The 23033-nt window shown below is 62.3% G+C and carries 27 protein-coding genes; 11 read left to right on the top strand and 16 right to left on the bottom strand.

Annotation, left to right across the window (positions count from 1 at the left end; genetic code table 11):
- Positions 1 to 14 precede the first annotated feature (14 nt).
- The 13 genes from NKJ81_RS06335 to hisB all read right to left on the bottom strand — a co-directional run bounded on the left by NKJ81_RS06335 (position 15) and on the right by hisB (position 9601).
- Positions 15 to 1529: a hypothetical protein gene (locus NKJ81_RS06335; RefSeq protein ID WP_352539985.1), complete on the bottom strand. Its 1515-nt coding sequence runs from the start codon at positions 1527 to 1529 to the stop codon at positions 15 to 17.
- 73 nt (positions 1530 to 1602) lie between these two features.
- A complete protein-coding gene (locus tag NKJ81_RS06330) occupies positions 1603 to 1998 on the bottom strand; it encodes a GtrA family protein (protein WP_023677541.1) in 396 nt (131 codons plus the stop codon).
- Positions 1999 to 2005: 7 nt separating this feature from the next.
- Positions 2006 to 2776 carry a class I SAM-dependent methyltransferase gene (locus NKJ81_RS06325; protein ID WP_352539984.1) on the bottom strand — a complete coding sequence of 257 codons (771 nt, stop codon included), beginning with the start codon at positions 2774 to 2776 and terminating at the stop codon, positions 2006 to 2008.
- The gene (locus NKJ81_RS06320) at positions 2776 to 3783 is read right to left on the bottom strand and encodes a glycosyltransferase family 2 protein (protein WP_352539983.1); all 1008 of its coding nucleotides are present in this window, start codon (positions 3781 to 3783) and stop codon (positions 2776 to 2778) included. The genes NKJ81_RS06325 and NKJ81_RS06320 overlap by 1 nt, the downstream gene beginning before the upstream one ends.
- A 77-nt stretch (positions 3784 to 3860) precedes the next feature.
- Positions 3861 to 4820 carry a type I pantothenate kinase gene (gene coaA / locus NKJ81_RS06315; RefSeq protein WP_352451662.1) on the bottom strand — a complete coding sequence of 320 codons (960 nt, stop codon included), beginning with the start codon at positions 4818 to 4820 and terminating at the stop codon, positions 3861 to 3863.
- A gap of 18 nt (positions 4821 to 4838) precedes the next feature.
- Entirely contained in the window at positions 4839 to 5165 is a 327-nt protein-coding gene (locus NKJ81_RS06310; RefSeq protein WP_352451663.1) for a phosphoribosyl-ATP diphosphatase, read from the bottom strand.
- 36 nt (positions 5166 to 5201) lie between these two features.
- Entirely contained in the window at positions 5202 to 5996 is a 795-nt protein-coding gene (gene hisF / locus NKJ81_RS06305; protein WP_023677537.1) for an imidazole glycerol phosphate synthase subunit HisF, read from the bottom strand.
- A complete protein-coding gene (locus tag NKJ81_RS06300) occupies positions 5993 to 6829 on the bottom strand; it encodes an arginase family protein (RefSeq protein WP_352539982.1) in 837 nt (278 codons plus the stop codon). The genes hisF and NKJ81_RS06300 overlap by 4 nt, the downstream gene beginning before the upstream one ends.
- Positions 6826 to 7575 (bottom strand): 1-(5-phosphoribosyl)-5-[(5-phosphoribosylamino)methylideneamino]imidazole-4-carboxamide isomerase, encoded by a 750-nt coding sequence (gene hisA / locus NKJ81_RS06295; protein ID WP_352539981.1) that lies wholly within the window; start codon positions 7573 to 7575, stop codon positions 6826 to 6828. The genes NKJ81_RS06300 and hisA overlap by 4 nt, the downstream gene beginning before the upstream one ends.
- A 2-nt stretch (positions 7576 to 7577) precedes the next feature.
- Positions 7578 to 7868 (bottom strand): DUF1330 domain-containing protein, encoded by a 291-nt coding sequence (locus NKJ81_RS06290; RefSeq protein WP_352472581.1) that lies wholly within the window; start codon positions 7866 to 7868, stop codon positions 7578 to 7580.
- 3 nt (positions 7869 to 7871) lie between these two features.
- Positions 7872 to 8522: an imidazole glycerol phosphate synthase subunit HisH gene (gene hisH, locus NKJ81_RS06285; RefSeq protein ID WP_023677533.1), complete on the bottom strand. Its 651-nt coding sequence runs from the start codon at positions 8520 to 8522 to the stop codon at positions 7872 to 7874.
- A 1-nt stretch (position 8523) separates the two neighbouring features.
- Positions 8524 to 8997 carry a DUF2628 domain-containing protein gene (locus NKJ81_RS06280; RefSeq protein ID WP_352539980.1) on the bottom strand — a complete coding sequence of 158 codons (474 nt, stop codon included), beginning with the start codon at positions 8995 to 8997 and terminating at the stop codon, positions 8524 to 8526.
- Between the two features lie 4 nt (positions 8998 to 9001).
- On the bottom strand, positions 9002 to 9601 hold the full coding sequence (gene hisB / locus NKJ81_RS06275) for an imidazoleglycerol-phosphate dehydratase HisB (protein WP_352539979.1): 600 nt from the start codon (positions 9599 to 9601) through the stop codon (positions 9002 to 9004).
- Positions 9602 to 9826: 225 nt separating this feature from the next.
- Between hisB and hslV the strand changes: the two genes are divergently transcribed.
- The 5 genes from hslV to NKJ81_RS06250 all read left to right on the top strand — a co-directional run bounded on the left by hslV (position 9827) and on the right by NKJ81_RS06250 (position 13971).
- Entirely contained in the window at positions 9827 to 10378 is a 552-nt protein-coding gene (hslV, locus tag NKJ81_RS06270) for an ATP-dependent protease subunit HslV (RefSeq protein ID WP_352472584.1), read from the top strand.
- A complete protein-coding gene (locus tag NKJ81_RS06265; protein ID WP_352472585.1) occupies positions 10368 to 10910 on the top strand; it encodes a GNAT family N-acetyltransferase in 543 nt (180 codons plus the stop codon). Before hslV ends, NKJ81_RS06265 begins: the two co-directional genes overlap by 11 nt.
- Positions 10911 to 10914: 4 nt before the next feature.
- Positions 10915 to 11511, top strand: a complete 597-nt coding sequence (locus tag NKJ81_RS06260) for a DUF2585 domain-containing protein (protein WP_254815925.1) — start codon at positions 10915 to 10917, stop codon at positions 11509 to 11511.
- Between the two features lie 4 nt (positions 11512 to 11515).
- Positions 11516 to 12829: an ATP-dependent protease ATPase subunit HslU gene (hslU, locus tag NKJ81_RS06255; RefSeq protein ID WP_254815924.1), complete on the top strand. Its 1314-nt coding sequence runs from the start codon at positions 11516 to 11518 to the stop codon at positions 12827 to 12829.
- A 182-nt stretch (positions 12830 to 13011) separates the two neighbouring features.
- Positions 13012 to 13971 carry a DUF1402 family protein gene (locus NKJ81_RS06250; RefSeq protein WP_023677526.1) on the top strand — a complete coding sequence of 320 codons (960 nt, stop codon included), beginning with the start codon at positions 13012 to 13014 and terminating at the stop codon, positions 13969 to 13971.
- Between the two features lie 33 nt (positions 13972 to 14004).
- Here the strand turns inward: NKJ81_RS06250 and NKJ81_RS06245 are convergent, their stop codons facing one another.
- The 3 genes from NKJ81_RS06245 to NKJ81_RS06235 are packed head-to-tail and all read right to left on the bottom strand — an operon-like array spanning position 14005 to position 16722.
- On the bottom strand, positions 14005 to 15234 hold the full coding sequence (locus NKJ81_RS06245; RefSeq protein WP_352540038.1) for an NAD(P)/FAD-dependent oxidoreductase: 1230 nt from the start codon (positions 15232 to 15234) through the stop codon (positions 14005 to 14007).
- Positions 15235 to 15236: 2 nt separating this feature from the next.
- Complete coding sequence (locus NKJ81_RS06240) at positions 15237 to 15551, bottom strand: MocE family 2Fe-2S type ferredoxin (RefSeq protein WP_352454826.1); 315 nt, start codon at positions 15549 to 15551, stop codon at positions 15237 to 15239.
- A gap of 40 nt (positions 15552 to 15591) precedes the next feature.
- Positions 15592 to 16722 carry a fatty acid desaturase family protein gene (locus NKJ81_RS06235; protein ID WP_352539978.1) on the bottom strand — a complete coding sequence of 377 codons (1131 nt, stop codon included), beginning with the start codon at positions 16720 to 16722 and terminating at the stop codon, positions 15592 to 15594.
- Between the two features lie 134 nt (positions 16723 to 16856).
- Between NKJ81_RS06235 and NKJ81_RS06230 the strand changes: the two genes are divergently transcribed.
- The 6 genes from NKJ81_RS06230 (at position 16857) to NKJ81_RS06205 (ending at position 22988) form a co-directional block, all read left to right on the top strand.
- Positions 16857 to 17888, top strand: coding sequence for a LacI family DNA-binding transcriptional regulator (locus NKJ81_RS06230; RefSeq protein WP_023677522.1), 1032 nt, complete (start codon positions 16857 to 16859; stop codon positions 17886 to 17888).
- A gap of 309 nt (positions 17889 to 18197) precedes the next feature.
- On the top strand, positions 18198 to 19139 hold the full coding sequence (locus NKJ81_RS06225) for a sugar ABC transporter substrate-binding protein (protein ID WP_352451673.1): 942 nt from the start codon (positions 18198 to 18200) through the stop codon (positions 19137 to 19139).
- Positions 19140 to 19253: 114 nt separating this feature from the next.
- Entirely contained in the window at positions 19254 to 20330 is a 1077-nt protein-coding gene (locus NKJ81_RS06220; RefSeq protein WP_292655972.1) for an ABC transporter permease, read from the top strand.
- A 2-nt stretch (positions 20331 to 20332) separates the two neighbouring features.
- Positions 20333 to 21100: an ATP-binding cassette domain-containing protein gene (locus tag NKJ81_RS06215; protein WP_023677519.1), complete on the top strand. Its 768-nt coding sequence runs from the start codon at positions 20333 to 20335 to the stop codon at positions 21098 to 21100.
- Between the two features lie 68 nt (positions 21101 to 21168).
- A complete protein-coding gene (gene iolG / locus NKJ81_RS06210; protein WP_352472323.1) occupies positions 21169 to 22170 on the top strand; it encodes an inositol 2-dehydrogenase in 1002 nt (333 codons plus the stop codon).
- A 23-nt stretch (positions 22171 to 22193) separates the two neighbouring features.
- Complete coding sequence (locus NKJ81_RS06205; protein WP_352539977.1) at positions 22194 to 22988, top strand: SDR family oxidoreductase; 795 nt, start codon at positions 22194 to 22196, stop codon at positions 22986 to 22988.
- Positions 22989 to 23033 lie beyond the last annotated feature (45 nt).

Genomic DNA, 23033 nt, shown 5'->3' with positions numbered 1-23033 from the left:
TGGATCCAGCCGTGTCATGGGTTTCCGGGGGCTCCTGCTCTATCGGTTTGGAGCGGCGCAGGCGCCGTGTAACGCAGATAGACAGTGATTTCCGGCTCGGCGTGCAGCAGACGATAGTCGGCCAAGGCGACCTGGATCCGCTTGTCCTGCAGCATCAGGGCAGTCCACGCCGGCGAGCCTGACAGCACGATATCGGGCTTCTTCGCTGATATCTCGGCGGCGTTTTCGCCGATCACCCGATCGCGGATGCTTTCAAGTTCCGGTCTCCGTTCGAGATCGCCGGTGACGCGGGCGAGCGTGTCCGCGTTGGAGACCGCCCAGGCGCTCGGATGGCGTGATATGAACCTGCCGCCGACCAGCCTGGCGAGGGGATGGGCAACCTGCATCTGGTCGGCAATCGACATGATGGCCGGGGTTTCGACCGTTGCGCGGATCGCGGCGACAGACCGGGCGATCGGGCCGTTATCCGTCGTCAGCGCCGCGTACTGTGCCCTGACCGCTATTTGCAGCACCAGCACGCAGCCGAAGATCAGGGCGGCCTTGCGAACGATGCCTGCACTGCCGAATGTGCCGAACCGCACAAGCTGCATGCCAAATGCAAGTGTCGCAACAACGACCATCGGCAGCGCGTGATTGGGCCAACCCTTGCCCATGACGATGAAGGCCGGAATGAACCCCAGGGCGGTCAGGAGCGGAATCCTGACGTCCCAGTTCGTGTTTCTCAGGCCGCCGGCCGCTAGCATGGTGGCGGCGGCCAGAAGCAGCACCACTTTCGGCCAGTTTGCCAGCATATCGGCGGCAGAGGCCCTCAACGGAAGATAGACCTCCCTGACCAAGGGCAGGACGTCGCTGACGTAAGCGCGGTCGAAGAGCGCGATGGACGCGATATAGGCGGCCACGATCGCAGCGCCCATCAGGTTCTCTGCGACGAAGAGCGGTCTCAGCGACCGCCTTTCAAGCGCAAGACAGAGCGACGGCAACATGAAGGCCAGCACAAAATAGGGCGGCTTGACCATGACCACGACCGCCGCGCAGAACCCGGCGACCATGTGCTCCAGGCGCGAGCCCGCGCTGAAATCCAGGTTCCGCTGACGTGTGCATTGCAACGCCACCCAAGGCAGAATGGCAATCAATGCGAAGTGCTCGCGTTGGCCGAATTGATCCGGCATGAAACACAGGATCAAAAACAGGGCCGCGGCTGCCGCCCACAGCGCATGGGGCTGCCGGTAGACCGGTTCATCGCGCGCGAGAATACGGACGGAACCGAAAAGACTGGCCAGGCTCAGGCAAACGACGCCAAGCGTCAGCCAGAATTCCGCACGCATGCCAGTCAGCTTTTCCAGGAGCATGAACGGCATGTAGAGCCAGATCGAGAAAGGGGGGTTGGTCTCCACGATGTCGGTGTTGAGCCGCTCTCCGCCAAGCAGGCGGTCGCAGACGACCAGAAGCCATGACACGTCAACATTGGTCGGAATTGCAACAGTCGATAGCCAGACGGCGTATGTGACGATCAGACTGGCCAGCAGCAACGGAGCACCCGCTACGCCCACAAAGGGCGAGAAGCGGTTCGCGCCGGGCAGCAGTTCACTGAGGGATCGCGCGCTAGAGACCACGAAACACCCAGCGCCCGAGGACGACATAGTTGATGACCGGCACGGCAATGCAGGTGAGCAGGATCGGGATTGCGGCAGGGACGCCGAGCATCTGGGTCAAAAGCCCCGGCAGGGCGATCGCGACGGCGAGGCCGGAAGCGGTGAGCAGGAGGAAGCGGGGCAATTCCATAGCGTGGCTGCCGCCCGAGGTGAACGTGAAATATTTATGCCCGGTGTAGGAGAACAGCGCGGCGACGGCGTAGGCCGCAAACGATGTGAGCGCCGCCGGCAGGGCCGCCGTTGCCTGTCCACGCGACAGCAGAAAAGCGCAAACGGCGTAGATCAGCGTCGACGCAATGCCAATCAGCGCAAAGCGCGATAGTCGACGATACGAGCCGGTGCCCATGACGCGGTCAAGCTGCCAATTTCTCGTCGGGGCGAGCGGTTTCGACGGCGCTGTCCTTGCGGAATACCGCCAGCAGCGAAACCCCGAAGGGCAAGCTTGCATTTGGTATGATGCGGCCTTCCGCCGAAAACACTGCCTTCATCGCCGCATTCAGTGGTTTTGGCGGCGTGGCATGGCCGGCTGGCAACGCCGACTTGCGCAACCTGTCCACCAGTCGTGCCAGCGCCGCTACCGGGAAGAGCGCGGCATTTGTGTAGCTCAGCCGGTCGATCGCGAAACCAGCCTTTTCAATTCGTTCACGCAGCAGATTGCGTGAATAGCGCCGCATGTGATGCAGCCCAACATCATGCGTGCTCCACAACCATTGGTGTGCTGGCACCGTGAGGACGACGCTGCCGCCCGGCTTCAGCATCTGGCGGATCGCGGCAAGCGACGCCTCGTCTTCGGCGACATGTTCCAGCACGTCGAACAGGCAGACGAGGTCGCAGCTTTGCGGCGCGACAGGAATGTTGTCCGGCAGATGTCCGGCGAGGAAGTCGCGGCCGGTCTTTTCCCAGGCAATCCTGCGCGCGAGATCGCTCATCTCGACTGCCGTCACTGCGCCGAACTGCTCCAGCATCCGGATGTTGCCGCCGGTGCCGGCGCCGATCTCTACGATGCGCGCGTTTTCAGGCAGGCCGATGCTGCGAATGACCGCCTCGGCGATTGCGCGACGCCCGCAGAACCACCAATGCTCGTCTTCGGTGGCGGCCATCTGTCGGTAAGCGTCGATCTCCATCAGCTCATTCCCTCATATTTGCGGCGCACGATATAGATCGGACGCTGCTTGATCTCGGCGTAGACCCTGCCGAGGTATTGTCCGATGATGCCGATGCCGAGTAACTGGATGCCGCCAAGGAAAAGAACACTGACCAGCAGGGAGGCGTAGCCGGGCACATCAACGCCAAAGATCATTGTCTTGGCAACGATCAGCAGGCCGTAGAGGAACGACAGCGCGGAAATCGTCGCGCCGACATAGGTCCAGATTTCAAGCGGAGCGGTGGAGAAGCTGGTGATGCCTTCGAGCGCGAAGTTCCACAGCTTCCAGCCGGAGAATTTCGACTGGCCGGCGATGCGCTGATCGCGGACATATTCGACGCTTGCGGTGCGGAACCCGACCCAGGCGAACAGGCCCTTCATGAAACGACGGCGTTCGGGCAAAGACCGCAGCGCCTGGATGACCTGGCGGTCGATCAAACGGAAGTCGCCGACATCGTGCGGGATCTTCTGCTGCGCGATCCAGTTGTGAACGCGGTAGAACATCGAGGCGGAGCGCTGCTTGAGAAAGCTGTCGCTCGACCGATTGGCTCGCTTGGCCAGAACAACCTCAAAACCCTCGCGCCACTTTTCCACAAGCAGCGGAATGACATGCGGCGGATCCTGCATATCGACATCCATCGGGATCGCTGCATCGGCATCGCAGCTGTCGAGCCCCGCGGTCATCGCGGCTTCCTTGCCGAAATTGCGTGAAAGGTCGATTACGTGGATGCGTGGATCGGTTTGTTGGGCTTCGATCAGCTTTTCGAGCGTCGTATCGCTGCTGCCGTCGTTGACGAAGATGAACTCGAGGGCAACGCCTTTGTCCTTCAGCAGCGCGGTGCTTTCGCATACCGCCTTCAGGAATGGAGCAATTGCGCCTTCCTCATTGTGGACAGGCACGATCAAGGCAATCGTTGCGCCGTCGCTGCCCGGACGTGCGATGCGGTCAGCTGCCGGCCGATCGATGTTTAGGAATGGCGCATTCATTTGTTTGCCGAGCCCGCAGATCAGGCCCGACAATAGAAAGACTGGGTTAAGATGACTTTAAGGAATGTCCCGGGATTTCACAGTTTCCTGAGCGCCACTTCCTCGACCAGATGGTTGGCGCCCTTGCGCAGGATGAGATCGGCTCGCGCGCGGGTCGGCAATATATTCTCGCGCAGATTCTTCAGGTTGATGTTGGTCCACAGGCCCTCGGCGATGGCGCGGGCCGCATCTTCGGAAAGTTGCGAATAGCGGTGAAAGAAGGAGGCCGGGTCGCGGAAGGCGGTTTCGCGCAACCGCATGAAGCGGGCGATATACCAGTGATGGATCAGCGCCTCCTCGGCATCGATGTAGATGGCAAAGTCGAAGAAATCCGACAGGAAAGGCACGATCTTGCCATCCTTCGGCAGCTTGCCCGGCTGCAGGACGTTGATGCCCTCGAAGATCAGGATGTCCGGCCGGTCGATGGTCTGGAACTCGCCCGGGATGACGTCATAGGTCAGGTGCGAATAGACCGGCGCGCGGACGTTGCGCTGCGCCGATTTGATGCCGGACAGGAAGCGCAGCAGGGCGCCGACGTCGTAGCTGTCGGGAAAGCCCTTGCGCTCCATCAGGTTGTTGCGGCGCAGGACTTCGTTCGGCAGCAGGAAACCATCGGTGGTGACCAGGTCGACCTTGGGACTCGACGGCCAGCGCGCCAGCAGCTCCTTCAGCACGCGCGCCGTGGTCGATTTGCCGACCGCGACGGAACCGGCAATGCCGATGATGAACGGTGTCTTGGCCGCGTCCAGCGCGTTGAAGAAGGCCTGGCGCTGCCTGAACAGGAGTTGACTGGCTTCGACATGAGCCGACAACAGCCGCGACATCGAAAGATAGATGCGCTCGACCTCGTGGAGATCGACCGGATCGTTCAGCGACCGCAGACGACGGACCTCGTCCTCGGTGAGCGTCATCGGCGTATCGGCGCGGAACCGCGACCATTGCTCGGCCGAGAAGAAACGATAGGGTGAATACTTCTCGGTAGGAGCGAGCTGGTCCATCGAGTTCCTCCGCAGCGATCAGCCCCGGTCCAGCCGAGACGCCTTTTCGGCGATGCCCGAACGACCGGTGCGGCGTTCAAGCTCGTTGAGCACATCGCTCAGCGGAATGCCCGCTACGCCAAGAACGACAAGCCAATGATAGATGAGATCGGCGCTTTCCGAAACAAGCGCGTCCCGGTCGGCGCTGACGGCTGCGATCACCGTTTCGACTGCCTCTTCGCCGAGTTTCTGCGCTGCCTTGCTCATGCCACGCTGAAAGAGCTTGGCCGTCCACGAATCCGGATCGCCGGAACGTGCGCGTTCGCCAATAATCTTCTCCAGATCGGAGAGCGAGAACTCGGTCATGACGGCGTTTACAGCCTCTTCTTAGCCGGAAAGGCTCTAGGACCGATTACCCGGCGAGTCCAGCCGCATCGGCAGTCCGGCCTGAGCCATGTGCAGCTTGGCTTCGGCGATGCTGTAGGTGCCGAAATGGAAGATCGACGCCGCCAGCACCGCGCCGGCATGGCCGTCGCGAATGCCTTCGACAAGGTGGTCGAGCGTGCCGACGCCACCGGAAGCGATGACCGGCACGCGTACGGCATCCGCGACCGCGCGGGTAAGGGCTATATCATAGCCGGCCTTGGTTCCGTCGCGGTCCATCGATGTCAGCAGGATCTCGCCGGCGCCGAGGTCGACCACTCGCCGAGCGAACTCGACGGCGTCGATGCCGGTCTTCTCGCGGCCGCCATGGGTGAATATCTCCCAGCGATCAGCCTCGCTCGCAGCGGACACTTTCTTGGCATCGATGGCGACGACGATGCACTGGTTGCCGAATTTGTCGGCAGCCTCGGCGACAAAATTTGGGGTCTTCACCGCCGCCGTGTTGATCGACACCTTGTCGGCGCCGGCCAGTAGCAGCTTCCTGATGTCGGCGACCTGACGGACGCCACCGCCAACGGTCAGCGGCATGAAACATTGTTCGGCGGTGCGGGCGATGACATCGAAAATGGTCTCGCGGTTTTCCGACGAGGCGGTGATGTCGAGAAAGCAGAGCTCGTCGGCGCCGGCCGCGTCATAGGCTTTTGCCGCTTCGACGGGATCGCCGGCATCGACCAGGTCGACGAAATTGACGCCCTTGACGACACGGCCGTTCTTGACGTCGAGACAGGGGATGACGCGGGCTTTCAGCATCAGATCCTCTCGATCGCCGCAAGAAACTCGACAAGCAGCTGGCCGACGACGGCCGGAACTTCGGACTGGGAATCAAAGGCCGGGTCATAGGCCGAGAGCGTCACGCCGACGATTGGGATTGACCTGGCCAGTCCGCAGGCAAGCTGCCGTAGCTGTTCCGTACTCGGGCCGCCCGGGTGCGCGTAGCGGTTCACCTGCAGCACATCCGGATCGAGGACATCCAGGTCGAGATGCAGATGCGCCCGCACAGTCCCTGTCGCCGTGAGCTTTCCGATCATATCGAGTGCACCGGCACATTCGGTGCGCACGATCGGCAAAGTTTCCAGCAGTCGCTTTTCGTCGGGATCGAGGTCGCGGGCATCGACCAGCATGCAGCGCGCCGGGTCTATCGGCCGGAACCCCGGAATTGCTGCCGCCATCGGATGCCAGCAGAGCCCGAGCGTCGCCGCCAGCGCCATGCCGTCGAGAAAGCCGTAGGCCGACGTCTCCGGCGTGTTGAGATCGCCATGCTGGTCGATCCAGATGATCGAATCCGCCGCTTCACCGGCAACCGCACCGGCGGCGGTCAGGCAATTTCCAGCAAGGATAATGGGGAAGCGTCCTCCATCGCGGGCGAGGTTAACCTTGGTCGCGACGGCGTTGCAGACGGCGAAGCCGGTTGCAATTTCGCGCCCCTGCTCGTCTCCGACCTTGCCGATATCTTCGACGGCGACATCATGGCCAGCCACGGTCAGGGCTTCGACCAGCCCACCGCCGACGATGGCGTCCGGCCCCTGGCCGCACCCCTCGTGATAGTGCCCGCTGTCGTAGGGAGCAACGATAATCGAGACCTTCACGTTTCACACCCTGCCATCGGTTTGCCACGCAGGATCGCCAATGCCTCGGCCGGGTCGATGCGGCCGTCGTAGAGGGCGCGGCCGGAGATCGCGCCTTCGAGCTTGCGGGCATCGGGCATGGTCATGCGCACGATGTCGGCGATCGAGGCGAGCCCGCCCGAGGCGATAACCGGGATCGACACCGCGTCGGCGAGATCGATGGTGGCGTCCCAGTTGATGCCGGTCAGCACACCGTCGCGGTCGATATCGGTGTAGATGATGGCGGCGACGCCGGCACCTTCGAATTTCCTCGCCAGTTCAATGACGCCGAGGCTCGAGGCCTCAGCCCAGCCTTCGACCGCGACCTTACCGCCCTTGGCGTCGATGCCGACAGCGATCTTGCCCGGGAATGCATTGCAGGCCTGCCTGACCAGATCCGGATCGCGGACCGCCACGGTGCCAAGAATGACGCGGGCCAGCCCACGGTCGAGCCAGTCCTCGATCTGCGCCAGCGTGCGGATGCCGCCGCCGAGCTGCACCGGATTGCTCGTCGCCTTCAGGATGGCGCCGACCGCGGCACTGTTGACGCTCTGGCCCTTGAAGGCGCCGTTGAGGTCGACGACGTGCAACCATTCGAAGCCCTGCTCTTCGAAGACGCGCGCCTGAGCGGCGGGATCGTCATTGTAGATGGTGGCGGTCGCCATGTCGCCATGCCTGAGGCGCACGCATTTGCCGTCCTTGAGGTCTATCGCCGGAAACAGAAACACCTTCAGGCGCCTTCGACGATGACAAAGTGGCCGGTCGAGCCGGCGAGCCTGTACTTCAACGCCTCCTGGTATTCAGGCGAGCCGTAGCATTCCAGCGCCTTTTCATAGGATTCGAATTCCACCAGCACGTGGCGATTGCCTGCCGGTCCTTCCGGGCTGGTGTACCGCCCGGCGCGCACCGGGAACTTCGCGCCGTATTTCGCGAAAGCCGCGGCATTGGCCTCGATATATCGCTTGTAGATCTCGGGATCGCGGACATCGACCATTGCCATCCAATAGCCCTTCTTGCTCATGGTTCAGGGCCTCCAGCCTAGGAAATTGGTGATCAGCGCCAGGCCCAGCGCCTGGCTCTTCTCGGGGTGGAATTGCGTTCCGGCGAGGTTGTCGCGAGCGACAGCGGCCGTTACCGGGCCGCCATAGTCGGCAACCGCCAGCACCTCATCCTCCTTCCGTGCATCGAGATGGTAGGAGTGGACGAAATAGGCGTGCAGTCCCTTGCCACCCGTCGCAATGCCGGAAAACAGCGGATGCTTGCGCTTCAGGTCAATCGTGTTCCAGCCGATCTGCGGAATCTTCAGTGTCGGATCGGCCGGCGTGATCTCCTTGACGTCGCCGGCGACCCAGCCAAAGCCCTTTGTGACGGTCTTTTCCAGGCCTCGCTCCGACATCAGCTGCATGCCGACGCAGATGCCGAGGAACGGCCGAGCCTTGGCGATCGCCACCTCCTCGACCGCTTCCCACATGCCGGCGACCGCACGCAGTCCAGCGGCGCAATCGGCATAGGCACCGACGCCGGGCAGGACGATGCGGTCGGCGGTCCTGACCCGCTCGGCATCGGCGGTGAGTTCGATCGCGGCGGCAATACCGGCTTCATGCGCGGCACGCTCGAAGGCCTTGGTGGCCGAGCGCAGATTGCCCGACCCGTAATCGATGATCGCTACCCTCATCTCAGGGCTTTCCCGGAATATGGTTCAGCCCCAGCGCCAGGCCCATCTGCGCCGACCGGGCATGTGCTGCGTCTGGGACGATGCGTTGCACCGTCGGTTGTTCATCCGACTGAGCATCGGCTTCCAATGCATAGCGGAGGTCTGCGTCGTCGAGCCTGTCGGCCTCGACCACGCCCCATTCATGCCAGCCGCGACGGCGCAGGGCTGCGATCCGCAAGCCCTGCCCTTCCAGTCCGACAAAGAGCATGACAAGCAGGGATAAAAGCGAGCCGGTTGTTTCCAGGTCCAGCCTTTCGCCTAGCATCGAGAGCAGGCCCATGGCGACAAACGCCAATGCCGCCTCGACCCACAGCCGGTGCCAGGCCAGCCACAGCGGCGGCACCAGGAAGCCGAGCCAGGCAAAGCCGTCACGGATAAAGGTAGTGTCCACGCTTTTGCTGCGGCCTGGCGGCTTCATCACGACATAGATGGCCATGACGCTATCCTTTCAGGGATCCCTTGGTGGAGGGAACCGCGTCCGGCTGGCGCGGGTCGCGCTCAAGCGCCGAACGCAACACACGCGCCACGGCCTTGAAGCAGGTCTCGGCGATGTGGTGGTTGTTGGCGCCGTAATGATTGGTGACATGAAGCGTGATGCCGGCATTCTGCGCCAGCGCGTGGAAGAATTCGCGCACCAGCTCGATATCGAACGTACCGATCTTCGGCGACGAGAACGAAACATTCCAGACCAGAAAAGGCCGGCCGGAGACATCGATTGCCGCCCGCGTCAGTGTCTCGTCCATGGCGAGATCGATCGAGGCGTAGCGCATGATGCCGCGCCGCTCGCCCAACGCCTTGGCCAGCGCCTGGCCGAGCGCGATGCCCGTATCCTCGACCGTGTGGTGGTCGTCTATGTGCAGGTCGCCCTTGGCCTTCACGGTCATGTCGATCAGCGAATGGCGCGACAACTGGTCCAGCATATGGTCGAAGAAGCCGACGCCCGTCGAAATGTCGGATTTGCCCGAGCCGTCGACCTGAACCGACACGGCGATGTCGGTTTCCCTGGTCTTGCGGCTTATCTCGGCGGAACGGGGCGCCATGACCTCATCCTTGTCTCAGATTTGCACCGTTCAGGCGTTCACATGCCTGAAAACGAAAGCCTTCTAGCAGCATGATCCGGCGATTGCCAGTTACCGCTGCGGAGCACAGTCCGGCCCGGCGGATGGCCGGTTTGCAATCATCCGGCCTATGCATACATATGGCCGATCAAGTCACTCGTAACGCGCCGATCGCCTCGATGGGATCGGTGCTGATCGGAGCAGAAAATGTCGAATGAACTGACCATGCATGCCACGACCATCCTGACCGTGCGCAAGGGCGGCAAGGTGGTGATCGCCGGCGACGGCCAGGTCAGCCTCGGCCAGACCATCATGAAGGGCAACGCCAAGAAGGTGCGCCGCATCGGCAAAAGCGGCAACGTCATTGCCGGCTTCGCCGGGGCCACCGCCGATGCCTTCACGCTGCTGGAGCGGCTCGAAGCCAAGCTCGAACAATATCCCGACCAGCTAACACGTGCCTGCGTCGAGCTCGCCAAGGACTGGCGCACCGACCGTTATTTGCGGCGGCTGGAAGCAATGATGCTGGTGGCCGACAAGTCGGTGTCGCTGGCGCTGACCGGCACCGGCGACGTGCTGGAGCCCGAATTTGGCGTCATGGCCATCGGCTCCGGCGGCAATTACGCGCTGGCAGCGGCACGCGCTTTGATGGACAGCGACAAGGGCGCAGAGGAGATCGCCCGCAAGGCGATGCAGATCGCGTCAGACATTTGCGTCTACACAAACAACAACTTCGTCGTCGAAACCCTCGATGCCGCCTGAGCGGAGCCTCCGCTATGGTTTTCGGCCGGTGATCCAGAGGGACCTGCCGATGATCGCCGGCTGGCTTGCCGAGCCGCATGTCGCCGAATGGTGGAACGACCCAGAGACCGAGATTGCGGAGATCCGCGAGCATATCGACAGCATTTCGGTCGAGCCGCTGATTATCGAGCTCGACGGAAAGCCCATCGGCTATTTGCAGAGCTACGATCCGCATCTGGAGGACGGCCATCCCTATAGCGACCAGCCGTTCGGCACGCTCGGCATCGATCTGTCGATCGGCGTGCCGGGGCTTGTCGGGGTCGGCCACGGCTCGGCGATCGTCCGGCAGTTCGTCGAGCAGCTTTTCGAGGAAGGTACGCCGCGCGTCATCATCGACCCGGACCCCGCCAATGCACGGGCTATCCGTGCCTATGAAAAGGCCGGTTTCAGGGCTATCGATCGCAGGAAGTCGGAATATGGCGATGCCGTGCTGATGGCGATTGATGCCCCAGAGGGCGACGCCGGACAGGGTGAGGCAAAAGAGGGGCAATAGCAGCATGAGCGTATCCAGCGACAAAACCGTCTCGGCCTACGAAGACAGCTGGCGAATGGGGCTTCTGCTGGTTCTCGGCCTGGTCATCTTCCAGGCCGGGGTCCTCTACGGCATGGGGCGGACGCCGATCTGTACCTGCGGCTATGTCAAGCTGTGGCACGGCATTGTGCAGAGCTCCGAAAATTCCCAGCATATTTCCGACTGGTACAGCTTCTCGCACATCATTCACGGTTTCCTGTTCTATGCGCTGGCGTGGTTCCTTTTCCCGCGCTCGCCGATCGGGCTCAGGCTGGCCTTTGCGGTGGTTATAGAGGGCGGCTGGGAGTTGCTCGAGAACAGCCCTTTCATCATCGACCGCTACCGCGCCGGCACAATCTCGCTCGACTATTATGGCGACAGCATCATCAATTCGGTGTCCGACACGCTGGCCATGGTGCTGGGGTTTGTCATGGCGCGAAGGCTTCCTATATGGGTGATCGTGACCCTCGCCCTCATCTTCGAATTCGGTGTCGGCTATCTCATCCGGGACAATCTGACACTCAACGTGATCATGCTGCTGCATCCGTTCGAGTCCATTCGGCAGTGGCAAAGTGGAATTTAGTGACATGAGCACCTTCTCTCCCCGCGAAATCGTTTCGGAACTCGACCGCTTCATCATCGGCCAGAAAGACGCCAAGCGTGCCGTGGCGATTGCCTTGCGCAACCGTTGGCGCCGCCAGCAGCTCGAGGGCCAGATGCGCGAAGAGGTGATGCCGAAGAACATCCTGATGATCGGCCCGACCGGTGTCGGCAAGACCGAGATTTCACGCCGCCTGGCACGCCTTGCCGGTGCGCCTTTCGTCAAGGTCGAAGCCACCAAGTTCACCGAGGTCGGTTATGTCGGCCGCGATGTCGAGCAGATCATCCGCGATCTGGTCGAGATCGCCATCGGGCTGGTGCGCGAGAAGATGCGCGAGGACGTCAAGGCGCGTGCCCACATCAACGCCGAGGAACGGGTGCTCGAAGCGCTCGTCGGCAAGACGGCGAGCCCGGCCACCCGCGACAGTTTCCGCAAGAAGCTGCGCGACGGCGAGCTCGACGACAAGGAGATCGAGATCGAAGTGGCCGATACCGGCAATGGCGGCATGCCCGGCTTCGAGATCCCCGGCATGCCGGGCGCCAATATCGGCGTGCTCAACATCAACGACATGCTGTCGAAGGCGATGGGCGGCAAGAAGACCAAGTTGCGCAAGACGACCGTCAAGGAGTCCTACGGGCTGTTGATCAGCGACGAGTCCGACAAGCTGCTCGATCAGGACGAAGTGGTGCGCAGAGCACTCGAATCGACCGAGAATGACGGCATCGTCTTCCTCGACGAGATCGACAAGATCGCCTCGCGCGAAGGCGGCATCGGTGCCGGTGTTTCGCGTGAAGGTGTGCAGCGCGACCTGCTGCCGCTGGTCGAAGGCACCACGGTTGCGACCAAATATGGACCGGTGAAGACCGACCACATCCTGTTCATCGCCTCGGGTGCGTTCCACGTCGCCAAGCCCTCCGACCTGCTGCCGGAATTGCAGGGCCGCCTGCCGATCCGCGTCGAGCTGCGGGCGCTGGAGAAGGACGATTTCGTCCGCATCCTCACCGAGACCGAAGCCAGCCTGATCAAGCAGTATATCGCGCTGATGAAGACCGAAGGCGTCGACCTGGTCTTCACCGATGATGCGATCGATTCGTTGGCCGGCATCGCCGTGGACCTTAACGCCAGCGTCGAGAATATCGGCGCCAGGCGGCTGCAGACGGTGATGGAACGGGTGCTGGACGATATCTCCTATGACGCGCCGGACCGCAACGGCACCTCGGTGACCATCGATGCCGCCTATGTCGAGAAGCATGTCGGCGACCTCTCCAGAAACACGGACTTGTCGCGTTTCATCCTGTAGGAGACGCTTCATTCTCGAAGCGGGTCGGGGAATTGCTCCCGGCCTCCCCAATTTGGCCCAGCATTCCCGATGTGTGGCCAAATGGAAGCATCCGGCAAGCTTTCGTCCCGTCGGGTGCAGGCGTCTCTCGACTCCCGGTGGAGCATTACCTAGTTTGCCGGCGACTATTTGGGCGGCGGCGCATGAAAAAACTGATCCTCGTCATTTTGGGGCTGACGCTGGCGGCAGCCATGTTCGCCGCGCAAGCGGCAACGATGGTGCCGCCGGGCAACCGCAACACCGAGCAGCCCGACATACCGGGCGCTTCGAGCCGGCGCACCCAGGCGACCAACACCACCTTCCAGGCGAAATACCGCAAAGTCTTTGCGCTGCTCCAGAACGATGCCGAGTTGCGCGGCAAGATCAAGCAGGCAGCCGCGGCCTATGGCATCGACCCAATGCATATCGTCGGCGCCATCGTCGGCGAGCACACCTACAATGTCGATGCCTACGACCGGCTGCAGACCTACTACGTCAAGGCGATTTCGTATCTGTCGAGCAAGCTCTCCTTTGCCTATGATGGCGAGGACATCTCCGATTTCGTGCAGCGGCCGCAATTTGCGAAATGCGCAGGGAAGTCCGACAGCTACGATCTGTGGGAGTGCCGCGAACAGGTGTGGAACCGGTCGTTCCGCGGCAAGACCGTCGACGGCGAGAGCTTTCCCAACGACCGCTTAGGCGCCACTTTCTTCCAGCCTTATTATGCCGGGCAGACTTTTGGCCTTGGCCAACTCAATCCGCTGACGGCGCTGCAAATGAGCGACCTCGTGCACAAGGTTTCCGGCCTGCCGGAACTCGACGTCGGCGATCCCAACGCGGTCTACAAGACCATCATGGATCCTGACCTGACACTGCCTTATGTCGCGGCGACGATAAGGAAGTCGATCGACGCCTATAGAAGCATTGCCGGCTTTGACATCTCAGGCAATCCCGGCATCACGTCGACGCTCTACAATGTCGGCAACCCCGAACAGCGCGCCTATGCGCTGAAGGCCGAGAACGACAAGCGCCGCGCTGCGGGCGAGCCGGAAAAACTGCCCGAGGAAAATTACTATGGCTGGCTGGTCAACGACAAGCTGCCGGAGCTGAAGGCGCTGTTTTAGCCGAACGCGCTCGGCCAATTATCCACGCGGCGTTCATGCCGCCAGCAGCGACTTCAGCTTGATCGCCTGCGAGCCCAGCGCTTCCGGCGCCGGCCTTGCCTGCTTCGCAATCAGCATCTCGGCCAGCCTTATGTCGCGGGCGACCGCGTTGCCGGCGCCGATGCCGCTTGCCGCAACCAGCCTGCCGTCTTCGGCGAGGTGGAACAGGATGAAGGCGCGGTCGCCGAGGTCGCGGCGCACGACGCTGCGGCCTTCGTCCGACAGGCCGGCGATCTGCAAGGTCAGGCCGTACTGATCCGACCAGAACCACGGCACCGCCGCATGGGACTCGCCGGCGCCAAGCATATTCCTTGCGGCGAGCGCGCCCTGCTCCTGTGCGTTGCGCCAGGCTTCGAGCCGCACGCGCCGGCCGCCATAGATGGCGAGCGGAAACGAACAGCAATCGCCGGCGGCAAAGACATCCGGGTCGCTGGTGCGAAGCTCGGCGTCGACGGCGATGCCATTGTCGACGGTCAGCCCCGCCTCCGCGGCAAGTCCGGTCACCGGCACGGCGCCGATGCCGATCACGGCCAGATCGGCGACAATGTCGCGTCCACCGGCGAGCGCGATGCGCACTTCGGCGCCATCATCGGCAATGGCGGCGATGCCCTCGCCGCACAGGATTTTCACGCCTTCCGCTTCATGCGCCTGATGGATGACCTCAGCGATCTCGGCTGGCACGCCGCGCATCAAGATGCGCGGCTGCGCCTCGATGATGGTGACCGCGGCACCCAGTCTGCGTGCCGCCGCGGCAAGCTCAAGCCCGATGAAGCCGCCGCCGACTATGGCGATGCGATTTCCGGCGCTGAGATGGGCGCGAATGGCCAGCGCGTCGTTGAAGGTCCGGAGGTAGACGCAGCGCCCGCCAAGGCCCGGCATAGGCAGCTTGCGCGGCACCGAACCGGTCGCCAGCAGGAGCTTGTCGTAGGCCAGGGCGGAACCGTCCGAGAGGCGCACGACATGCGCCTCTCGGACGATCGCCACCGCCTGGACCGAATGGATATGCCTGATCGATCTTTCGGCCAGAACCGCCTCGCTGGCGATCGCCTTGATTAGGGGCGCGTCGGCAACCATCGCGTCTTTCGACAGCGGCGGGCGCTCATAGGGAAGATGCGGCTCGTCGCCGACCAGCGTCACCGGGCCATCATAGCCGAGCTCGCGCAGCGCAAGGGCGGCGCGCCCGCCGCATTCGCCGGCGCCGATGATGACCATTCCCTTCGTCATCATCAACCGATCCGGACAAGGACTTTGCCGGCGTCGACTTTGACCGGATAAGTTCTTAGATCGACGCAGACCGGCGCGCCCCTGGCAGCCCCTGTCTTGTAGTTGAAGCGTCCGTTATGCTTCGGGCATTCGATGATATCGTCCATCACCAGCCCGTCGGCCAGATGCACCTTCTCATGCGTGCAAAGCCCGTCGGTGGCGAAATACCCGTCGTCGGGGCTGCGATAGATGGCAAAGGTGCGGCCGCCATGGTCGAAGCGCATCACGTCCTCTTCGTCGATGTCCTCGGCGTCACAGGCCTCGACCCAGTCGCTCATTTACGGGTCCCTCGATGTTTGGTGCGTTGGCATGGGCTTGTCATTCAGCAGCCACTGCAACAGCAGCGTTATCGCTGTGGAAATCCTCGCGATAGGGCCTCGCCGTCGGCGGCAGTTCGCGCTTGATGAAATAATCCTCATTGCGCAGCTGGCGCAGGAAAGCCGGTATCATCTCGCGGTAGCCGGCCAGGATGGATGGTGTCGGCGCCGGCAGATCGTGCTTGATCAGTTCGTGCAGCCTGGGCAGCGCGTGATAGGGCACCATGGGAAACATGTGATGCTCGACGTGGTAGTTCATGTTCCAGTAGATGAAGCGGCCTATCGGGTTCATGTAGACGGTGCGGCTGTTGAGCCGGTGATCGGTGACGTTTTCAGCCAGGCCGCCATGCTGCAGCAGGCCGACCATGACATGGTGCCAGGCACCGTAAAGCCTGGGCAGACCGACCAGCATCAGCGGCAGGAACGAGCCGGTATAGAGCGCCAGCGCAATGGTCGCGGCATAGATTGTCGTCCAGATGCGGGCAATGCGAATTGCCTTCGGCTGCTCCTGGTCGGGAATGAAGGTTCTTTCGGCCGGACTGACGATACCGGCTGCATTGCGCAGCATGCCGCTCATCGCATGCCAGGCGTCGAGAATGCCGACGAAGTTGAGCACCACGCGCAGCAGATCGGGCGGACGCATCACCGAGATCTCCGGATCGCGGCCGACTATGATGGTATCGGTATGATGTCGCGTGTGGCTCCAGCGCCAGGTCACCGGGTTGCGCATGATCATGAAGCAGGCGACCTGATAGACCACGTCGTTCATCCACTGCGTCCTGAAAGCGGTGCCGTGGCCGCATTCGTGCCAGCGTGAGTCGGTGGAGGAACCGTAGAGGACGCCGTAGACGAAGAAGAACGGCACGCACCACCAGCTGCCCCAGAACCAGGCGGCGCCGGCGCCGCTGAGGATCATGGTGCCGAGCCAGATGATGGTGTCGCGGATCGCCGGGCCGTCGGAGCGCTGCATCAGCTCCTTCATCTGCTTGCGCGGCACGTCGGTGTGATACCACTCGGCCGCCGCCAGCCCGCTCTCGACGGCAAGCTTCGCGTCGCGGCCGATCAGGCTGTAGTCGCGTCGGGACGCTGCTGCGGCTCTCGTATTCCCGGTTCGGAGTCCAATATCCACCATAGCGGAGGCCTCGATCATATTCGGTCAGCGTTCAAAATAACGCCGAGCCCTGATAGGCTCAATATCACAAAGATAGTTTCTATCATTTTCCATCAGAATGGTGTAAAAGGACCAAACAGTGGAATGAGGCAGCGATGGCGAAACGCCCGACGATCACCGACCTGGCGCGCATTTCGGGGGTCAGCGTTGCCACCGTCGATCGAGTGCTGAACAACCGCTTGCCGGTGCGCGAGGAAACCGCGCGCCGCGTCTATGAGGCCGCGACCAGCATCGGCTATCACGCAGCCGGATTGATCAAGCAGCGGATGCGCCATGAATTGCCCGAATACCGGCTCGGGTTCCTGCTGTTGAGGCGGGAGGACGTCTTCTACAGCGAATTTGCCCGCGAGCTTGAACTGGCGGTATCGCAGTCGCCGCGCTTTCGCGGCGTGGCGACCATCGACTTCGCCGCTTCGCTGGCGCCGGACGAGATCGTCGAGCGGATGCGCAAGCTGGCCGCCAAATCCAGGGCCGTCGCCCTGGTCGGGCCTGATCACCCGACGCTGACGGTCGCCGTCGAGGCTCTGAAAGCCAATGGCGTACCGGTGTTCTCCCTGCTTTCCGACTTTGCATCCGGTATTCGCGAGGGCTATGTTGGCCTGGACAATCGCAAGGTCGGCCGCACCGCTGCCTGGATGATCTCGAAGGCCGCGAAGAGACCTGGCAAGGTTGCCCTCTTCGTCGGCAGCCATCGCTTCCATGGCCATGAGCTTCGCGAGATCGGTTTTCGCTCCTTCTTTCGCGAGCAGGCGCCGGAATTCACTCTCCTCGAGACGTTGGTCAATCTGGAAGCGAACCAGATCACGCATGATGCAATGATCGAGCTTCTGGCCCGCCACCCTGATCTCGCCGGTTGCTATGTCGCCGGTGGCGGCATGGAAGGCGCGATCTCGGCGCTGAGGGAGGCAAAGCCGGCTGAGATGCCGGCGGTCGTCTGCAACGAGATCACGCCCGACTCCCGCGCGGCGCTGGCGGATAATTTCCTGACCATGGTGATCTCGACGCCACTGGCGGCGCTTTGCCGCGAGCTTGTCGGGCTGATGGCGCATGCCATCGAGACCGGCGCTGCGAATGCGCCGGGCCAGACCTTTCTGCCCTTCGACATTTATCTGCCAGAAAACATCTGACGTCGCAGTCATCGGCGGCAGACATGATGTAATCTATCAGAATGCTTTCAGGCCTCGCTTGCCTGAGCGTCCGTCCAAAAGCGCTCGAAATGCCGAAAATCCATTCCTCATGGCGAAATCTCGCTTGACGCCCACGCGAAATGGAATAAATATTTCACCATCTGAGCATTTTGGTTCTTTCGTTCCGGAAGATCTGTTTCAGGCAAATGCCTCTGGAACCAAAAATGGCAATCGGGAGAGAATTCCCTGCGAGATCGGGGATTCCGGGTAGATCGGTGCAGCCGGACACCAATGTGGAGGAGAAATAAAATGAAAAAACTGCTTTTGGGCGTCGCGTTCGCGGCGCTGATGAGTTCGTCCGCCTTTGCCGCCAAGATCGGCGTGTCGATGGCGTTGTTCGACGACAATTTTCTCACCGTGCTGCGCAACGGCATGATTGAACAGGCCAAGGGCATGGACGGCGTCGAGCTGCAGGTGGAGGATGCGCAGAACGACGTCGCCAAGCAACTCGACCAGATCAAGAACTTCGCCGCCTCAGGCGTCGACGCCATCATCGTCAACCCGGTCGACACCTCGGCGACCCAGGCAATGTCGGACGCAGCCGCCGCTGCCAAGATTCCACTGGTCTATGTCAATCGCGAGCCGGTCAACGTCGACACGCTGCCCGAAAACCAGGCCTTCGTCGCCTCGAACGAAGCCGATTCCGGCACGCTCGAGACCAAGGAGGTCTGCCGCCTCTTCAAGGAGGCCGGCAAGACTGAAGCCAATGTCTATGTGATCATGGGCGAGCTGTCGAACCAGGCAGCGGTGCAGCGCACCAAGGACATTGATGACGTGATCGCCACACCGGAGTGCAGCTTCATCAAGATCATCGACAAGCAGACGTCGAACTGGAAGCGCGAAGAAGCGCAGAACCTGATGACCAACTGGCTGTCGACCGGCAAGCCGTTCGACGGCGTCATCGCCAATAATGACGAAAGCGCCATCGGCGCCATCCAGGCGATGAAGGCCGCCAACATCGACATGAAGTCGGTTGTCGTCGGCGGGGTCGACGCTACCCAGGATGCGCTTGCCGCGATGCAGGCGGGCGACCTCGATGCGACGGTGTTCCAGGACGCGGCCGGCCAGGGTGCCGGCGCGCTTGACGCAGCGCTCAAGCTGGCGAAGGGCGAGAAGGTCGAGCACAAGGTCTACATCCCGTTCCAGCTGGTCACGCCGGCGAATATCGACAAGTTCCTGAAGAAGAACTGAGGCGGACCTGTCCGATACGGAGCGGCGCGCCAAAGTAAGACAGCGCCGCTCCGCTTTTTCCCTCTCGGCCTGAACAGCGCCGAGTGGAGACCGTGGCTGACGGAGGAAGCACGATTGGCACAGACATCTCACGGCGTCGGCGGGCTCAGCTATGATGCGAAGCGGCGCGCATGGCCGGCCGAATTCAACGTCTTCCTGGCGCTCGTCATCCTGGTCGGCGCTTTCGAGCTGATCGGCCGGGTCTTCCTGGGCGACAGCTTCCTTTTCAATACCCGCGACAATATCGATGCGATCTTCAACGAAGCGCGCCTGCAGATCATCATCCTGCAGGTGTCGATCGTCGGCATTATTGCCATCGGCGTGACGCAGGTGATCATTACCGGCGGCATCGACCTGTCCTCAGGTTCGATCGTCGGCGCCACGGCGATGATAGCCATGAGCTTCGCCCAGGTAGCGACGGTCAACGGCAACCCGAACCCCAAGGCGATGTTCATCGCCCAGGGCTGGACCGACCTGCCGGTGATCGTGCCCGTGCTGGTCGCGATCGGCTGCGGCCTGCTGGCCGGCCTGGTCAACGGCGCTTTGATCGCCTACACGCGCATCCCACCGTTCATCGCCACGCTCGGCATGATGGTCACCGCGCGCGGCATCGCCAAATGGTGGTCAAAGGGGCAGCCGATCTCGTTTCCGACCGAGAGTTTCGCCGCCATCGGCAAGGGGCTGATGCCGGTCATCATTTTCATATCGCTCGCAGTGCTGTTCCAGCTGATCCTGAGTTACACCAAATATGGCAAGCACTGCTATGCGATCGGCTCCAATGAGGACGCCGCGCGCATGTCCGGCATCAACATCGCCAACCACAAGATCCTCGTCTACGTCATTGCCGGCGTCCTCGCCGCGCTCGCCGCCGTGGTGCTGAGCTCCAAGAATCTCACCGCCCAAGCCGGCATGGGTGTAATGTACGAGCTCGATGCGATCGCCATGGCGGTTATCGGCGGTGTCTCGCTGTCGGGCGGCCGCGGCTCGATCATCGGAACGGTGATCGGCTCGCTGATCTTCGGCGTGATCATCTCCGGCTTCACCTTTCTGCGCCTCGACGCCTATTATCAGGAGATGGTCAAAGGCGTGATCATCGTCGGCGCAGTCGTTCTCGACCAGTGGCGCCAACGCCTGCGGGCAATGAGGGCTTGATCATGTCGGACATCGTCCTGAAGACCGAAAACCTGACCAAGTATTATGGCGGCGTCCATGCGCTGGAGGGTGCCGACTTCGAGCTGCGCAAGGGCGAGCATGTCGCTATCATGGGCGACAACGGCGCGGGGAAATCGACCTTCGTACGCCAGATCACCGGCGTCGAGCAGCGCACCAGTGGCAGGATGTGGTTCGACGGCAAGGAAGTGAATTTTGCCGGCCCCATCGAAGCCCGCGAGGCAGGCATCGAGACGGTGTTCCAGAACCTGGCGCTCGCCGACGACCTCGACGTGCCGTCGAACCTGTTCCTCGGCCGCGAGCGGGTGCTGTTCAATCTCGGGCCCTTCTCGATCCTCGATCGCAAGTTCATGCGCAAGGCGACCGAGGCAGCCTTGGTCCGCACAGCGGTCAAGATCCCCAATCTTTCCAATACTATCCGCCACATGTCGGGCGGCCAGCGCCAGTGCGTAGCAATTGCCAGAACCGCGACCTTTGCTTCCAAGCTCATCATCATGGATGAGCCGACGGCGGCACTCGGCGTGCAGGAGACGATGCAGGTCGAAAACATCATCCGCACGCTGAAGGAGAATGGCGAACCGCTGATCCTGATCTCTCACAACATGCGCCAGGTGTTCGACCTGGTCGACCGCATCGTCGTTTTCCGGCGCGGCCGCATCGTCGCCAATTTGCGCAAGCAGGACACCGACGGCAACGATATCGTCTCCTACATCACCGGCGCCAAGACCGGGCAGGCGGAACTTGCGGCGTAACGGCCAACGCCGAGCCACAGGCGCTGACACGCCCTCCCTTCCGAACCATCCTCAAAGGAAAACTCTTCATGCCTCTTCGCTTTGCTCTTCTCGGTGCCGGCCGTATCGGCAAGGTCCATGCTCGCGCCGTCGGTTCCAATCCTGAGGCCAGGCTGGTCGCAGTTGCCGACGCCTTCGAGAAGGCGGCGACCGATCTGGCCTCTGCCTACGGCGCCGAAGTGCGCAGCATCGATGCCATCGAGAAGGCCGGCGATATCGATGCGGTCGTCATCTGCACGCCGACCGATACCCATGCCGATCTGATCGAACGCTTCGCCAAAGCGGGCAAGGCGATTTTCTGCGAAAAGCCGATCGATCTCGACGCCGGCAGAGTGGAAGAATGCCTGGCCGTCGTCGACAAGGCCGGCGCCACCCTGATGGTCGGCTTCAACCGCCGCTTCGATCCGCATTTTGCCGCCGTGCGCAAGGCGATCGACGACGGCGCAATCGGCACGGTCGAGATGGTGACAATCACCTCGCGCGATCCCGGCCCGCCGCCGCTCGACTATATCGGCCGCTCGGGCGGCATCTTCCGCGACATGACCATTCATGATTTCGACATGGCGCGCTTCCTGCTCGGCGAGGAGCCGGTGGCGGTCAGCGCTCACGCTTCGGTGCTGGTCGACAAGAAGATCGGCGAGGCCGGCGACTTCGACAGCGTCAGCGTCATCCTCGAAACTGCCTCCGGCAAGCAATGCGTCATTTCCAACTCGCGCCGCGCCACCTACGGCTACGACCAGCGCATCGAGGTGCATGGCTCGAAAGGCATGATTGCGGCCGAGAACCAGCGGCCGGTGTCGATCGAACTGGCCAATGAGAAGGGCTATACGCGGCCGCCGCTGCACGATTTCTTCATGACCCGTTATCTCGACGCTTATGCCAACGAGATCGCTGCCTTCATCGCGGCAGCGACGTCAGGCAAGAAGGCGACGCCGAGCGGCAAGGACGGGCTGGTGGCGCTCAGGCTGGCGGATGCGGCGCTGAAATCGGCCAAGGAAGGCAAGACCGTCCGCCTCGACAAAACAATCTGACTATCAAGCACAGGAGCAAGGCGATGAACGGTTCAGCCGGTCGCAATTCCGAAACACGCGCCATCGTCACCGGCGGCGCACAAGGCATCGGCTTTGCCGTCGCCGAAGCGCTGGCCGATGAGGGCTGCCGGGCGCTGGCGCTGATCGGCCGCTCGCAGGAGAAGGGCGACAAGGCTGTCGCCATCCTCGAGGGGGCAGGCGTCGATGCCATCTTCATCAGCGCCGACGTCTCAAAAGTGGCCGACTGCAAGCGTGCGGTCGAAACCGCGATTGGCCATTTTGGTACCGTCAACGCGCTGGTCAACGCCGCTGCCACCTCGGCTCGCGGCTCGCTGGTCGAGACCTCCGAGGATCTGTTCGACCAGATATTCCAGACCAATGTGCGCGGCCCGTTTTTCCTGATGCAGGGCGTGGTGGCGCATTTGCTGGCGCGCCAGGCACAGGGCTCGATCGTCAACGTGCTGTCGATGTCGGCGCATTGCGGCCAGTCGTTCCTGGCGCCCTATTCGTCGAGCAAGGGAGCGCTGGCGACACTCACCAAGAATGTCGCCAACGCCTATCGCGGCAATCGCATCCGCTGCAATGCGGTGCTGCCCGGCTGGATGGACACCGAGGGCGAGGCGATCGTGCAGAAGAAATGGCACGACGCGCCGGAGGACTGGTTGGAGAAAGCCGAAGCCGCGCAGCCGATGGGCCAATTGGTGAAGCCGGCGCAGCTTGCCCGGTTGATCAGCTATATAATCAGCCCGCAGTCCGGCGTCATGACCGGGTCGCTGGTCGACTACGATCAGAGCATCGCCGGGGCGTCACCGGAATAACGCCGGCAAGTCTAGCGGAACGCCGCCCATCACTTCGTCATCCAC

Origin of the sequence: Mesorhizobium sp. M0018, from assembly GCF_040323955.1 — a bacterium.
In the GTDB taxonomy this organism is placed as follows: domain Bacteria; phylum Pseudomonadota; class Alphaproteobacteria; order Rhizobiales; family Rhizobiaceae; genus Mesorhizobium.
Note: the sequence above shows the minus strand (reverse complement) of the source record. Positions and strands in the feature narration are given on the sequence as shown.